12 protein-coding genes and 1 tRNA gene are annotated in these 14,060 nt (G+C 53.4%); 11 read left to right on the top strand and 2 right to left on the bottom strand.

The genetic code is table 11. The features are described from left to right. Positions 1–6: 6 nt before the first annotated feature. The 6 genes from HC248_RS15200 to HC248_RS15175 all read left to right on the top strand — a co-directional run bounded on the left by HC248_RS15200 (position 7) and on the right by HC248_RS15175 (position 8,254). Complete coding sequence (locus tag HC248_RS15200) at positions 7–255, top strand: hypothetical protein (protein WP_168923212.1); 249 nt, start codon at positions 7–9, stop codon at positions 253–255. A gap of 1 nt (position 256) precedes the next feature. Beyond that, positions 257–847 (top strand): GNAT family N-acetyltransferase, encoded by a 591-nt coding sequence (locus tag HC248_RS15195; RefSeq protein WP_168923211.1) that lies wholly within the window; start codon positions 257–259, stop codon positions 845–847. A gap of 13 nt (positions 848–860) precedes the next feature. Further along, complete coding sequence (locus HC248_RS15190; RefSeq protein ID WP_168923210.1) at positions 861–2,099, top strand: vWA domain-containing protein; 1,239 nt, start codon at positions 861–863, stop codon at positions 2,097–2,099. Positions 2,100–2,119: 20 nt separating this feature from the next. Further along, a complete protein-coding gene (locus HC248_RS15185) occupies positions 2,120–4,078 on the top strand; it encodes an autotransporter assembly complex protein TamA (RefSeq protein WP_238342653.1) in 1,959 nt (652 codons plus the stop codon). Further along, entirely contained in the window at positions 4,078–8,094 is a 4,017-nt protein-coding gene (locus HC248_RS15180; RefSeq protein WP_168923209.1) for a translocation/assembly module TamB domain-containing protein, read from the top strand. The genes HC248_RS15185 and HC248_RS15180 overlap by 1 nt, the downstream gene beginning before the upstream one ends. A gap of 85 nt (positions 8,095–8,179) precedes the next feature. Continuing rightward, positions 8,180–8,254, top strand: a tRNA-Arg gene (locus tag HC248_RS15175). Between the two features lie 271 nt (positions 8,255–8,525). Here HC248_RS15175 and HC248_RS17745 read toward each other — a convergent pair. Next, on the bottom strand, positions 8,526–8,792 hold the full coding sequence (locus HC248_RS17745) for a hypothetical protein (RefSeq protein WP_238342652.1): 267 nt from the start codon (positions 8,790–8,792) through the stop codon (positions 8,526–8,528). On the opposite strand from HC248_RS17745, the gene HC248_RS15170 reads away from it, so the two are divergent. The 5 genes from HC248_RS15170 to HC248_RS15150 all read left to right on the top strand — a co-directional run bounded on the left by HC248_RS15170 (position 8,785) and on the right by HC248_RS15150 (position 12,520). After that, entirely contained in the window at positions 8,785–9,132 is a 348-nt protein-coding gene (locus HC248_RS15170) for a hypothetical protein (RefSeq protein WP_238342651.1), read from the top strand. The two genes, HC248_RS17745 and HC248_RS15170, sit on opposite strands and share 8 nt — an antisense overlap. A gap of 295 nt (positions 9,133–9,427) precedes the next feature. After that, positions 9,428–10,312: a glycine betaine ABC transporter substrate-binding protein gene (locus HC248_RS15165; RefSeq protein WP_238342650.1), complete on the top strand. Its 885-nt coding sequence runs from the start codon at positions 9,428–9,430 to the stop codon at positions 10,310–10,312. Between the two features lie 12 nt (positions 10,313–10,324). Beyond that, on the top strand, positions 10,325–10,948 hold the full coding sequence (locus HC248_RS15160; RefSeq protein ID WP_168923208.1) for an ABC transporter permease: 624 nt from the start codon (positions 10,325–10,327) through the stop codon (positions 10,946–10,948). Next, the gene (locus tag HC248_RS15155) at positions 10,938–11,579 is read left to right on the top strand and encodes an ABC transporter permease (protein WP_168923207.1); all 642 of its coding nucleotides are present in this window, start codon (positions 10,938–10,940) and stop codon (positions 11,577–11,579) included. The genes HC248_RS15160 and HC248_RS15155 overlap by 11 nt, the downstream gene beginning before the upstream one ends. Beyond that, complete coding sequence (locus tag HC248_RS15150; protein WP_168923206.1) at positions 11,576–12,520, top strand: ABC transporter ATP-binding protein; 945 nt, start codon at positions 11,576–11,578, stop codon at positions 12,518–12,520. Before HC248_RS15155 ends, HC248_RS15150 begins: the two co-directional genes overlap by 4 nt. Positions 12,521–12,577: 57 nt before the next feature. On the opposite strand, the gene HC248_RS15145 is transcribed toward HC248_RS15150, so the two are convergent. Beyond that, positions 12,578–13,987 carry an MFS transporter gene (locus HC248_RS15145; protein ID WP_168923205.1) on the bottom strand — a complete coding sequence of 470 codons (1,410 nt, stop codon included), beginning with the start codon at positions 13,985–13,987 and terminating at the stop codon, positions 12,578–12,580. Positions 13,988–14,060: the final 73 nt, after the last annotated feature.

Below are 14,060 nucleotides of genomic sequence, written 5' to 3'. Positions count from 1 at the left end.
AGCCACATGAAACAAAAAACACTGCTCATAGAAGGTCTGTCGGACGCTATAGGTTTCCTGGGCGGCGCTTTGCTGGGCTACGGCATAGGCCTGCTAGCCGGTCTGGACATCATGGGTGCGGGCTACGGTAATGCGGCTATTTTTGGCATTGTGCTGGTTGGCTTAGGCGGCGGTTTTGGTCTGCAACTGGCGCGCACTTGGCGTAAAAGTCGACAAGCCAAAGCCAACGACAACAAAGCCCCAAACAGGGATTGATATGACGTTTGCGCAAGCCCAAAACCTTGCCGGCTACGGCCTGCTGTTAGTGCCTTTGGCTTTGGCCCATGAGTCAGGTTTAAAGGTTGCGGCTGCTGATGGCGAATTGTGGAAAATTCGCGTGACCTCGATACCCGAACCGCATGAAACCCTCGCCTATATTCAGACCGCATTGCAAACGCCCAATCGCGCCGCTTTCGCCGTGCTAGATGAGGCCAGTGGCCGATTGCTCGGAACCAGCAGTTACCACGACATATTGCCGGAGGTCAGCCGCCTAGAGATTGGTTTTACTTGGTATGCAGCGAGTGTTCAACGCAGTCATGTCAACACCTGCACCAAACTGCTGCTGATGACGCAGGCTTTCGAGGTGTTGCATTGCGATGTTGTCGGCTGGCGAACGGATAACTTTAATTTTGCTAGCCAGCGTGCAATTGAACGCTTGGGCGCTCAAAAAGATGGCGTGCTGCGCGGTCATGCATTGCGCCGTGACGGCACACTCAGAGACACCGAGATGTATAGCATGCGCGCTGGCGAATGGCCAGAAGCCAAAGCGCAGCTGCTGTATTTACTCAATAAAAAACGCACCGACTAAACCGGCAAAAACCATGCTGATTGATTTTTTCTACACTTTGCGTTCGGCTAAATTGCCGGTATCCGTGAATGAATTTTTGATGTTGCTGCAAGCTTTGCAGGCCGGTGTTGTCGGCCCCAATAGTGGCAGTAATGAAACTGAAAATGACGTCAATGGCTTCAATGGCGTTGATGATGGTGCTTGGTCGGTAGACGATTTTTACTATCTCAGCCGCACCATTATGGTCAAAGATGAAAAGCACTACGACAAGTTTGATCGCGCTTTTGCGAGTTACTTTAAAGGCGTGGAGCGACTCGCCGATTTCACCCAAGACATACCGCTTGAGTGGTTGCGAAAAAATCTTGAACTTGAACTCAGCCCAGAGGAGAAAGCCAAGATAGAAAAAATGGGCTGGGACGAACTTATGGAAACGCTTAAAAAACGTTTCGAAGAACAAAAAGAGCGTCACGAGGGCGGCAGTAAATGGATAGGCACGGGCGGCACCTCGCCGTTCGGCGCAAATGGCTTTAATCCCCAAGGCATACGGATTGGCCAAGAGAAAAGTCGTAACAAAAGCGCCGTTAAGGTCTGGGATCAGCGTGCTTACAAAGACTACGACGACAGCCAAGAGCTGGGCACGCGCAACATCAAAGTGGCGCTGCGCCGCTTGCGTAAATTTGCCCGCGAAGGCACGGTCGAAGAGCTCGATTTAGCTGACACGATTCAGTCAACCGCGGCGAATGCCGGCTGGTTAGACATCAAGATGATTCCCGAGCGGCATAACAACGTCAAAGTGCTGCTACTCATGGATGTGGGCGGCACCATGGATGAGCATATTGGTCGGGTGGAGGAAATGTTCTCGGCCGTCAAATCCGAATTCAAACACCTTGAATTTTATTATTTTCACAACTGCGTCTATGACTTCATGTGGAAAAATAATCGTCGACGCTTTAGCGAAAAATTTGCGACATGGGACATCATTCGTAAATACAACAAAGACTACAAACTGATTTTTGTCGGTGACGCGACCATGAGTCCTTACGAGATATTGCAAGCCGGTGGCAGCGTGGAATACAACAACGAGGAATCCGGCGCTGAGTGGATGCAGCGATTGACGAATGCCTTTCCTAAGTTCGCCTGGATTAATCCCGAGCTGCAAGGCATCTGGCAGTACAGGCAAAGCATTAGCGTGATGCAGCAACTATTGGCCCAGCGCATGTATCCACTCACGATTAAAGGTCTTGAAGAAGCCATGCGATTAATTTCTAAGTAACTGTCCGCTAAACTTCTGCGGTGACAACTGCCAAACCAAGCGCAGTCCAAGGCGCGATAGCGGCTTGCGGCTGGCTACTTATTTCTCTTTTTCTCACTAGCGTGATTCCTGTCAGAGCCCAAAGCTCTGTGCTTGGATTAAGCACGCCTGCTGATATCTCGCCGGCCAGTAATGCAGCAGTTGCGGCCGACGCAAAAGTGCCGCCCGAACTCAAACCTGTACCAACCCCGCAAGGTAAAGTCGGAGCTAAAGATGCGGAGCCCGTGGTCAGTGCTTTTGATATTGAAGTGCGCGCACCTGAGCCCTTTAAAGGTTTGCTTGAGCAGCACATGGAGTTAAAGCGCTACCGCGCGGTGACCGATTTAGACGCTGCTGAACTTGCGCGGCTACTGCAACTGGCCGACCGCAATGTGCGCAATCTGGTGGGCACGCTTGGGTTTTTCAGTCCTGAGGTCGATATCACTCAAGTCAGCGCAGCCAGTGGTAGGCCTTCCATAGTGGTTGTGGTCGAGCCCGGCGCACCTAGCGTGGTGGCAAAAACCGTTTTTTCGTTCACCGGTGACATTAACAATTCTGCTGATTCTGGCGTGCAAGAGCAACGCCAAAAGATAGAGCAAAATTGGCGTTTGCCGCCTGGCCAACGCTTCACTCAGCAAACCTGGGATGGGGCTAAAACCCAAGCCTTGCGCGATTTGGTTGTGCGCCGATATCCCGCCGGTCGATTGGCGCAAAGCCTTGCTGATATTGATGCACCCATGCGCAGCGCGAATCTGTCACTGACCTTGGATTCGGGCCCGCTGTATCGCCTAGGCGAGTTACAGGTGAGCGGCATAGAGCGCTATAACCCGGTGCTAGTACCGCGTTTAGCGCGCTTAAACCCCGGTGATATTTACGACCAGCAAGCTTTGCTGTTGGCGCAGCAAAGGCTGGCAGCTAGCGGCTACTTTGATTCGGTAACGGTTTTTATCAATCCAGACGACACACCTGATGCTGTGCCGGTACAAGTTCAGGTGCGCGAGGCCAAACTGCAAAAAGTCGTTCTCGGCGTGGGCGCATCAACCGACAACGGGCCGCGCTTATCTTTAGAGCACACCCATTTGCGCGTGCCCGGCACCGACTGGCAAGCCGTGAGTAAATTGCAATTGGAGCAAAAGTCCCCTTCGCTGCAAACCGAATGGACGGCACTGCCGGACGTGGACAACTGGCGCTGGCAAGGTCTGGCCAGAATTGAACGCATAGAAGACAACCGCTTGATCACTAATTCTGAGCGTTTGCGTTTTGGACGGTTTCAGTTGGGTGATCAAATTGACCGCAATATTTATGTGCAGTTTGACCGCGCCAGAGTCACAGGCGTGGGTTTGGCGCAGGCCGATGCAGCTCAGGTCGGCAACGGCTCGGCGCTGAGTGGCAACTTTGTTTGGACCGGTCGTTATTTTGACGATCAGGTATTTCCTTCTCGTGGCTACGGCCTAGGGTTTGAATTGGGCGGCGGTGTGACGCTAACCGAAAAACGCCAACCCTATCTGCGCAGCGTGGGGCGTTGGTTAAGTTTTGCGCCCTTATCGACTGGACGTATTGCCATGCGCGCCGAGGCTGGGGCGGTGCTGGCCAATGGCAATGCTGCCATTCCTAGCTCAGCACTGTTTCGCACCGGTGGCGACGGCACGGTGCGTGGCTACGGCTTGCGCGATATCGGTGTCGATCATGCCGGCGTGATTGGCCCTGGTCGCTACATGACAGTGGCCAGCATTGAATGGCAGCGTCCCTTGCGCAGAAATGGCTTGCCAACCGAATTTGAAAATACGTTTTTCATGGATGTGGGTGCAGTCGGGGACAGGCCGCAAGACTTCAAACCTGCCGTTGGCATAGGCACGGGCTTGCGTTGGAAAAGTCCGATTGGGCCACTACAAATTGATTTGGCCTATGGCGTCAAGTCTCAGCAAATTCGTTTGCATACCAGCGTGGGATTTGTATTTTGATGCGGCGCATATTCAAAGTTTTGGCGATCAGTTTATCGGGTTTGCTGCTGACGATTGTTTTACTGGTCGCGGCTTTGTGGTGGTGGGCTGCAAGTAGCGGCTCACTCGGGCAAGCATTGCGTTTAGTCCAAAGTCAATTGGGCGCAAGCGCGCCGCTAAGCGCGAGTGGTGTGAGTGGCTCTTTGCGTCATGGCGGTCATATAGATGGTTTGCTCTGGCAGCAAGATGGCCTGAGCGTCGCGCTTAAAAATCTAGATTTAGCTTGGCAGCCTGCGGCTTTGTTGCAAGGCCGGCTTTTGTTTAAAAATATCAGCGCTGAAAGTGTCAAGATCGATGATCAGCGAGCGTCGTCTGATGCTGCACCAAGCGGGCCACCGGCTAGTTTGGGTTTGCCACTGCCAGTAGTTTTGGATCAGTTTGCACTGGCGCAATTGACTTTCTCGCAAGCGCTTTCTAAACCCATTGAGGTCAGTCAAATAAAGGGCCGCTATACGTTTGACGGACAGCGCCACCAGCTCGATTTAATCGGTGCAGCGTTTGCCAGTGGTTCCTACCGCGGCCAAGTTGCTTTGAGCAGTAACACTCCTTTAACCCTCAGTGCTGAACTGTTTGGCGCAGTCGAGCTTGCCGTGCCGGGTGGCGCTAAGGTCTTGCCGCTAGACTTTAAAGCCAGCGCCAAAGGGCCTTTGACAGCGCTTGATATTGCCGCTTCGCTGCTGGCGAAAACGCAATCTGCATCGCTGCCTAATGCCACGCTAACAGCCCGTATTACGCCGTGGGCTGCGCAGCCGGTGCAGCAGGCGAATGCCAGTTTTAAAGATTTCAATTTAGCCGCACTTTGGCCAAACGCACCGCAAACATTGCTCAGCGGAACGGCCAGTGTTGAACCCAAAGCCGACACACAGGCACTGAGTGCATGGCTGGTGCAGATAAACGCCAGTAATGCATTGGCCGGGCCGTGGGATCAGAGCAAACTGCCCGTCGAGAGTTTGCAGGCAAACGGCGAGTGGCTAAATGGTGCAGCGCTGGTGCGCAGTTTCAACGCAAAAATCGCCGGCGGAAAAATTAGCGCCCAAGGTCAGTGGATGGCTGCTGTGGGTAGTGATGCCGCTAGTGATCCAGCTAGTCATGCGGCAGAGCCCAACTGGCAGCTGGTCGCCCAACTTGATAATATCAATCCGTCAAAAATCATGCGCCATTTCGCCGCACCGGCGCTCAGTGGTCAGGCCAGTGTGCAAAGTCGAGGCGGCTTGAATGGCATTGATTTTCAAGCCTCGATTCGCACCAGTCGCGCGGCCAAAACCAGTGACCCCAAAACTAGTGAAGCATTGCTCGCGCAATTAAATTTGCAAAGCGCCAGTGCAAACGGAAACTTCAATGCAAAAACTGCGGGCGGCACGCTCACGCTGTCAGCGTTGAGTCTCAAGACCGACGACGCACAAATCACCGGCAGCTTGCAAGCCCAAACAGCAGCGCTTGCTGGCAAAGCAGATTTAATTTTTAAAGCACCAGGCCTTAACGCCAGTGTGCGCGGTGAATTACGTCCCGCCAGCGGCAATGGTCAGTTGCAATTACAAGTGGGCGACGTGGCCAGTGCGCTGCGCTGGATGCAGCACTTGCCAGCCTTGCCGCCAACGCTGACAGAGGCGCTCAACAGCGGTATTGCGAGTGGCAATGCGGATCTGCAATTGCAGTGGCAAGGCGGCTGGAAAGACCCGCAACTGCAAGCGAGTTTGACCCTGCCGCGTTTGGATTGGCAAGCGCGTCAAACATTGGCGACCAGCCCGCTCGCTGCCAATGCGGCGCGTGCTGCGGGCTCGGCTAATCCGCTGGCTCGGGTTGCTGCTACATCTACTCCTACTGCTGTTAGTTTGAGCAAGAGTGATACCGCCACCGCCACTGCCGCAGCGACTCAGGCGACGCAAAACAAAGCCAGCAGTTATAGTTTGCGAAATCTGCAGGCCAGTGTTTCTGGCCGCTTAAGTCAGGCGCAGTTAAAAATCAACGCTGAACTTATCGCTGGTGTGCGGCGCTTGCAACTTGTGCTGGGTGCCACTGCTGGACAGAGCGCCGGTGTCTGGCAGGGTGCGCTCACGCAGCTTAGTTTGACATTGCAAGACCCGGCGTTGGGTGAAGGCACTTGGCGCTTAGAGACCAAAGAATCCTTAGCCTTGAAATGGACGCCGTCGGCCAGTGGCGGTCGGTTTGAAAGCGCTGCAGGTCAAGCGTTTCTCAGTCCACCCAATACCGCTAAAAGCAGTGCCGCAGCAGCCAAAATTAGCTGGCAACCGGTGCGCTGGCGGAGTGGTGAATTTATCAGTACCGGCAAAATTACCGGTTTACCGCTGGCTTGGATAGGACTGGTGGGCGGGCCACAATTGGCTGACGCCGGCTTGGACGGCAATCTGATATTTGATGCTCAGTGGGACGCGCAGCTAAGTGACACGCTGCGCTTAAACGCCAGTCTTGCGCGCAGCAGCGGCGACATCACGGTGCAGGGCGAAACCGGCGGCACTGCACGCATTGCTGCCGGTGTGCGGCAAGCCAGCATCACGTTAGCGAGTGATGGCGAGCGACTCAATTTAGCCTTGCGCTGGGACAGCCAACGCGCCGGTAGCGCCGACGGCAAAATCAGCACCCGGCTTACACGCAGTGCCGAGTCTGGTTGGCTCTGGCTAGATGACGCACCACTCGATGGGCAGCTGCGTGCGCAACTGCCGCGCCTAGGTGTGTGGTCTGTGTTGGCGCCGCCCGGTTGGCGCATACGCGGCTCGCTGGCTACTGATTTACGTATTAGTGGCAATCGCGCTGCACCGCAACTCTCGGGTAGTTTGTCGGCTAATGATCTGGCTTTGCGCTCGGTTGTCGATGGCTTAGAGTTTGGCCGTGGCCGACTGCGCGCCACACTTGACGGTAATCGCATGCTGATCAGTGAATTCACACTGCAAGGCGCAGGTGAGACGGACAGTGGCGGCCGTCTTAGTGCGCAAGGTCAAGCGGCTTGGCTAAATGGAAAACCAGAGGTTCAACTAAACGCAAAAATTGAACGCTTACGCGCCAGCATACGTACGGACAGAGAACTGACTGTGTCGGGCAATCTTCAGGCTAGCTTGATAGGCAGCGACACCAAACTTGAGGGCGCACTTGTGATTGACCGTGCCCGCATCGTGTTGCCGGAAGAAGGCACGCCCCAGCTTGGCGACGATGTGGTGGTGCGTAGCAGCACGGGTATTGCAGCAGGTAGTAAAGTGCCGGCCGAGACTAAAGTGCCGCAGGCTAGCTCGGCTAAGCCAGGCAGTTTTAACCTGGCCGTAGACATTGACTTGGGCCGAGACTTTAGGGTTCAGGGCAAGGGTTTGAACACCTTGGTTGCTGGCAAGCTAAAACTCAGTGCTGATAGCAGTAGCAGCGTGCCGCGTTTAATTGGTACGGTAAACACCGTGGGCGGTCAGTACCGCGCCTACGGTCAAGCACTCGATGTTGAACAGGGCTTGTTGCGCTTTACCGGCGCAATAGATAACCCGTCGCTAGACATACTCGCCATAAGACCTAATTTGACGCAGCGAGTCGGCGTGCAAATTGCTGGCACTGCTTTGCTGCCGCGTGTGCGCCTGTATGCGCAACCTGATTTACCGGATGCTGAGAAACTTTCTTGGTTGGTACTCGGTCACTCGTCTGCCAGCGGCGGTGCCGAGTCAGCTTTGCTACAACAAGCTGCGCTGGCGCTACTGGGAAATAGTGCTGGCGGTATGTCGGGCGGTCTGGCTAGCTCGCTTGGACTAGATGAGCTCTCATTTAAAAGCGCAAGTACTAATAGCGATGGCAGTACTGCGGCTGGCGCGGTAACACTGGGTAAACGTTTTTCGAGAAATTTTTACGCCGCTTATGAGCGCAGCGTATCTGGTGCACTAGGCTCGTTGTATATTTTTTATAACTTGTCGCAGCGCTTTACAGTACGCGCACAAACTGGCCAACAAAGTGCTGTCGACCTGATCTTCACCATACCCTACGATTGAGCGAATACAATCGCTGTTCTTGATGTCAATCAATCATGGTTAGCGGCTCCGCAACAGAGTCGTTTTTGATAAATTTGTCACCAATCTCGCCGTAGCACAATGGATAGTGCGCATGCCTCCTAAGCGTGAAATATGGGTTCGATTCCCGTCGGCGGGACCACCGTGCGGCCCTCGCCGCAGGTTCACTTCACAACTTCAGCACACCGAATTTTTTAAAGCCAAGCTGGCTCGCACTGCCGCGAGCGTTTGCATCCTTACTTTTTAAGTCGTCAGGCCATGCTTGGTCTGAATTATCAATTGCTTGAAATAGGCAAAAAACAAAACTTAAAAATTCGTCTTGAATAAACCGTCGCTATGTAAAAACAGGTGCTTAAGTTTGAAGTAAGACGCAACAGATCAGTATTTAAAAATGATGCAAAAACAATGCGCCATCAATTTTCTACAGACAAATATGAATATCCGAGATAATCTAGACAACACAAATATAAGACGGCTAAAAATTTGTGGTTTAAAAAACGTTTTGCCGAACTAAATAAAAGGAAATTAAAAATGGTAACTGCGAAAAAAATGGCTCCTAAGGCAGCAACTGCTGCTGCAAAACGGGCTGCTAACAAAATCCAAAAACCAGTTGCAGTCAAAAAAGCACCGGTTTCAAAAACAGCTAAAGCACTCGCAAAAATAACAATTAGCTTGGCCAAACTTGGCGAGCGTAAGACTAAAGTTATTGCCGATATCAATGCGCTCAAAGCTCAGCGCGCCGATATCAAAGCGCAAGCTTCAGTGTCCGCTCCTGCAAAAGCATCCACCAAAGTCGCTGTAAAAGCCGCTGTTAAAGCGCCAGCCAAAGCAGCGGTCAAGCGCGTTGCAAAAGCGCCAGCAAAAGTCGCTGTTAAAGCAGCTGCAAAAGTTGCCGTTAAAGCGGCCGTTAAAGCACCAGCCAAGCGCGCAGTAAAAGTACCGGCAAAAGTTGCCGTCGTCGCAACTGCAGCCGCTCCTAAAGCGCCACGTAAAAATGCTAAGGCTGTGAAAGCTGCCTAAGTGAGTTGTTGCAGCGCTACGGCATCAATGCCAAAGCCGTTTGCATAACTGTTAAAAAAGCCCCGCTAAGCGCCACGCCTAGCGGGGCTTTTTTTTGTGTTTGAATGTTTTGTAGAAAGACGACTGACAGGATTTTTGCCTGAGAATTTCCCTGCATACCTGAGGCAAATCGTCGGCTACAAGGGCATTTTGCACATGCTACTATTCGTTTTTCCTTGCATGTCTGTGATGGGCGTAAGGGGCCAATTTTCCTGCAGCTTTGCATGCTTGCACCTGTAGACCAGAACCGGAAATCATGATGCGAATTCATAAAACATTAGCGCTGTGCACACTCTCATTAGCTATATTTTTGTCCCTAAGCGCGCAAGCTCAAACAGCAGTACGGGTTGGCTCTAAAGATTTCACCGAACAGTTTGTGTTGGCTGAAATCTATGCGCAGGCGCTGGAAGCGGCTGGAGTCAAGACCGAGAAAAAGCTCAACCTCGGCGGCACTTTGATCGCACAAAAAGCACTGGAAGAAAAGCAGATTGATTTTTATCCCGAGTACACCGGCACCATGCTGTTAGTGGTGCTTAAGGCTCAGACTATGTCTGACCCTAAGGCGGTTTACGACAAGGTAAAAGCGGCTTACGCCAAGATGGGGCTGGCTGTGCTTGATCAGTCAAATTTGAACAACGGCTACTCCATAGTGGTTAAACCCGAGACGGCGCAAAAATACCAGCTCAAAACACTCAGCGATTTAGCCCGTGTGTCCAAGCAACTCAAGCTTGGCGCAGGCGCTGAGTTTCGTGATCGTATCGATGGCCTGCCCGCCATGAAGGCGACTTACAACATTGAGTTTGGCGACTATCTGCAGATGGCTGTCGGTCTTCGCTACCAAGCGATTCAGAGCGATCAGGTTCAAGTCGTCAATGGTTACTCGACTGACGGCATGATTAGCTCGCTCGGTTTGACACGTCTCAAGGATGATAAAAATCTCTGGCCACCGTATTACGTCGTGCCCGTCATACGCCAGCAAGTGCTGGACGCGAATCCGAAAATCGGCCCGGTTCTTAACCGCGTAAGTGCCTTGCTGGATGAGTCCAGTATGGCGAAGATGAACTATCAAGTTGATGGCGAAAAACGCGAACCCAAGGCGGTTGCGCATGATTTCCTGAAATCCAAAGGCTTGGTCAAGTAAGGCCGAACTGTTATGCAGTGGTTATTGGCCAACTGGCCTGATGTGCTTATTGCGCTGTGGCAGCACATCACGATTTCAATCACTGCACTGGTGATTTCATTCGCGCTCTCACTATTGATTGGTATGCTAACGGCGCGGCGTGAACGTTTGTATGCAGCGGTGATGACAGTCACCGGCATTTTCTACACACTGCCCACGCTGGCCTTGTTGGCTTTTTTAATTCCCTTTTTTGGTTTGGGTCGGGTCAACGCCATCATCACCATGGTGGCTTTTTCCATGATGATTTTAATTCGCAGTGTGGTCACCGGCATGCGCGAAGTCTCTGCTGAAGTATTGGATGCGGCGCGTGGCATGGGCATGAGTCGCTGGCAAATTATGCGCGCCATAGAGCTGCCGCTGGCCTTGCCTTTGATTATTGCGGGTTTGCGTGTGGCAGCTGTCACCATCATCAGCGTGACCGTGGTAGCGGCCTTTATCAGTGCGGGCGGGCTGGGCACACTTATTTTTACTGGTATTTCTAACAACCACACGGCCAAGATCTGGACGGGTGCACTCACGGTTTGTGCGTTGGCAGTAGCCGTCGACATTTTGCTGGCGCTGGCCGAACAAAAACTCAGGCGCCGTTATGCTGCTTGAGACATGGCAATACCTGATGGAGCACCCGGACCGATTTTCGGACGCATTGCTCACCCATGTCCAGTTGTCAATTTCGGCGCTACTGCTTGCCGCCATGCTGTGTTTTCCAGCTGCCATCGTCGCGGTAAGGCGTGAGCGTCTCGCGCTTGGTTTTGTAAATGTCGCTAACGTTTTACGCACCTTGCCATCGCTGGCATTGTTGGCGCTACTCATGCCGCTGTTGGGAACGGGGTTTGCACCTTCACTGTTTGCCCTCACGCTAATTGCCTTGCCGCCGTTGCTGACACACAGCATTACTGGTTTGCGCGGTGTCGACGCGGACTTGGTTGACGCTGCGATTGGCATGGGAATGACGCGCCGCGAACTACTTTTTAAATTACAACTGCCGTTGGCACTGCCTACTTTGTTTGCGGGATTGCGAACTGCTGCGGTGCAAGTGATCTCGGGTGCAGTGTTGGCTTCTTTTATTGGCGGCGGCGGGTTGGGCGACTTTATCACCGCGGGGATTGCTGGCATGTCTATGGCGCAGTTGCTGGTCGGTGCGATTCCAGTGGCGCTCATGGCATTGTTAGCGGATTACTTTTTTGGCGCATTGCAGCGCCTCATGACTTCACCTGGACTGCGCGCATGATTGTTCTTGAAAACCTGAGCAAGCGTTTTGCTAACACCGGGCCGGCGGCTGTCGATGGCTTGTCGCTGCATATCAAGGCCGGTGAGATTTGCGTGTTGATAGGCCCTTCGGGTTGCGGCAAAACCAGCTCTATGCGCATGATTAACCGAATGCTAGAACCCGATGCTGGTCGCATTTTGGTGGATGGCCATGATGTCATGCAAACCGACGCGGTGACGCTGCGTCGCTCGATTGGTTATGTGATTCAGCAAGTCGGTTTGTTTCCGCATATGACGATTGCACAAAATATTGCCACGGTGCCCAAGTTGCTGGGCTGGGATGCAGCGCGCATCAATCGTCGGGTGGATGAATTACTGGCGCTGGTTAAGTTAGATCCCGACCGTTATCGACAGCGCTTTCCTCGCGATTTATCCGGCGGACAAAAGCAGCGTGTGGGTGTGGCGCGTGCTTTGGCCGCAGACCCGCCGGTGATGCTGATGGACGAGCCTTTTGGCGCGATTGATCCGATTAACCGCGCACTGCTGCAGGATGAATTTTTACGCATACTGCGCGAGCTTGGTAAAACCATTGTGTTCGTCACCCATGACATTGACGAAGCCATACGCATGGGCACGCGCATCGCGATTTTGCGCGAGGGCAAACTGGTTCAATACGACACGCCAGAGCGTTTGTTGGCGCGACCCGCGAATACTTTTGTCGAGGCCTTTGTGGGCACTGACCGTTCGCTTAAACGTCTCGCGCTGCTGAGTGTGGGTGCTTATTGCCAAGCCGGTGCAGCGGCTTGGCAAGCGCCGCGTTTGCCGCAAACTGCCGGACTGCGTGACGCCTTATCGGCTATGTTGATGGCCGGCACCGAAGAAGCTGGAATAGTCGACGCGCAAGGATTAGAGACGGGGCGTGTGACGCTGCTGTCCATACGCCACGCCGCAAGCGGTGAGTAGACTGTCAACTCATGGCGCTGCACGCGGCCATTTTTTCAGCGATAAATTCCAAGCAGACTAAGACCGCAAACTACGATTTTGTCCCTTGATACGAAAGGCACTGCAAACGCCTGCCAACGCTGCAAATGCTGAAGCAATGCACAAGGCCACAAATCCACCTTGTCCGCTGTGCGCGCTAAAGCTGCTAAATACGACGGCCAGCATGACCGCGCCCGTGGTCTGGCCGGTTAGCCGCGCAGTGCCCAGCATGCCACTGGCGCCGCCGCTGCGGTGCTCGGGCGCTGAGGTCAAAATCGTGTGGTTGTTGGGCGACTGAAACAGACCAAAACCCAGGCCGCAAATAAGCATGCGCCAAACAATGTTCGCGTCGGCCGGCTGTGCCGGTAAAAAGGCCAGTAGCAAAAGACCGAGTGAGAGCAGCGCCAGCCCTATGCCGGCCAGCAGCCCGGCCGCATAGCGCCCTATAAGTCGACCGGCAAACGGTGCCACCATTACTATGCCCAGCGGCCAAGCGCTGAGCAGTAAACCGGTTTGCCAATGGCTGCGGCCAAAGCCTTCGAGAAGTAAAAAAGGCAGACTTATATAAGCCAGTGTTTGGGCCGCGAAAGCGCCTACCGACGTGCCCATGGATAAAGCAAAAATCGGAATACGCAGTAAATCTAACGGGAATAACGGCACGGCTTCGCGCAATTGACGCCGCACATAAATCACACCGACGACTAGCCCTGCCAGCAGTTCAGCCAGCGGCAACCACAGCCATGCAGCCGCTTGCCCGGGCTCTGGCAGATTGCGCACGGCAAGGCCATCAATGCCCAAAATAATCAAGCCGAACATCAGTCCATTGAGCACAACGTCGAGTGGAGAAAAACGTGCGCCGCTAGCCAGTTCACGGTTAGCCGGCAAAAACTTCCGGCCTAGAAAAAAGCATGCCAAACCAATCGGAATATTGATGGCAAATAGCCACGGCCAACTGCCGATAGATAGCACGGCAGCGGCTATGGTTGGGCCGGCAACCGAGGTGGTAGCGACCACCATGGAGTTAATGGCTATGCCTCGACCCAACATATGGCGCGGATAAATCAGCCGCACCAAAGCACTGTTAATACTCATGATGCCGGCACTCCCTACGCCTTGTAGCATGCGCGCTAAGGACAGTGTGGTGAGTGAATCAGCTGCGCTGCAAGCGAGCGATGCCAATGTAAAAACCAACATGCCGGCCAGATAGACTTTGCGGTAACCCACAATGTCGCCGAGCGTGGCCAGCGGTAGCAGCATGGTTAAGGTGGCAATTTGATAAGCGTTGACTATCCAAATAGATTGCGCCGGTTCAATCATGAACTGCTGCGAGATGCTGGGTAAGGCTAGATTGACAATCGTGCCGTCAAGCACGGCCATGATGATGCCGGGAATGATCACCAGTAGTGCTAGCGAGCGTGCACGTGTCGGCAATCCATCTTGGACGTTCATGGCTTGCCTTGGTTAAAGCGAGAAAAGATTTTCAAAGTGATAGCCAGCTAGGCGTGAAGCGGCAAGCTTAGAG

It is taken from the genome of Polaromonas vacuolata (assembly GCF_012584515.1).
Classification (GTDB): domain Bacteria; phylum Pseudomonadota; class Gammaproteobacteria; order Burkholderiales; family Burkholderiaceae_C; genus Polaromonas; species Polaromonas vacuolata.
This window is presented reverse-complemented; position numbering and strand designations above follow the sequence as displayed.

Coding starts and splice junctions, on each gene's coding strand:
- HC248_RS15150 (WP_168923206.1), top strand. CDS start 11,576: ATGATTGTTCTTGAAAACCTGAGCAAGCGTTTTGCTAACACCGGGCCG.
- HC248_RS15190 (WP_168923210.1), top strand. CDS start 861: ATGCTGATTGATTTTTTCTACACTTTGCGTTCGGCTAAATTGCCGGTA.
- HC248_RS15195 (WP_168923211.1), top strand. CDS start 257: ATGACGTTTGCGCAAGCCCAAAACCTTGCCGGCTACGGCCTGCTGTTA.
- HC248_RS15145 (WP_168923205.1), bottom strand. CDS start 13,987: ATGAACGTCCAAGATGGATTGCCGACACGTGCACGCTCGCTAGCACTA.
- HC248_RS15155 (WP_168923207.1), top strand. CDS start 10,938: ATGCTGCTTGAGACATGGCAATACCTGATGGAGCACCCGGACCGATTT.
- HC248_RS15165 (WP_238342650.1), top strand. CDS start 9,428: ATGATGCGAATTCATAAAACATTAGCGCTGTGCACACTCTCATTAGCT.
- HC248_RS15180 (WP_168923209.1), top strand. CDS start 4,078: ATGCGGCGCATATTCAAAGTTTTGGCGATCAGTTTATCGGGTTTGCTG.
- HC248_RS15200 (WP_168923212.1), top strand. CDS start 7: ATGAAACAAAAAACACTGCTCATAGAAGGTCTGTCGGACGCTATAGGT.
- HC248_RS15160 (WP_168923208.1), top strand. CDS start 10,325: ATGCAGTGGTTATTGGCCAACTGGCCTGATGTGCTTATTGCGCTGTGG.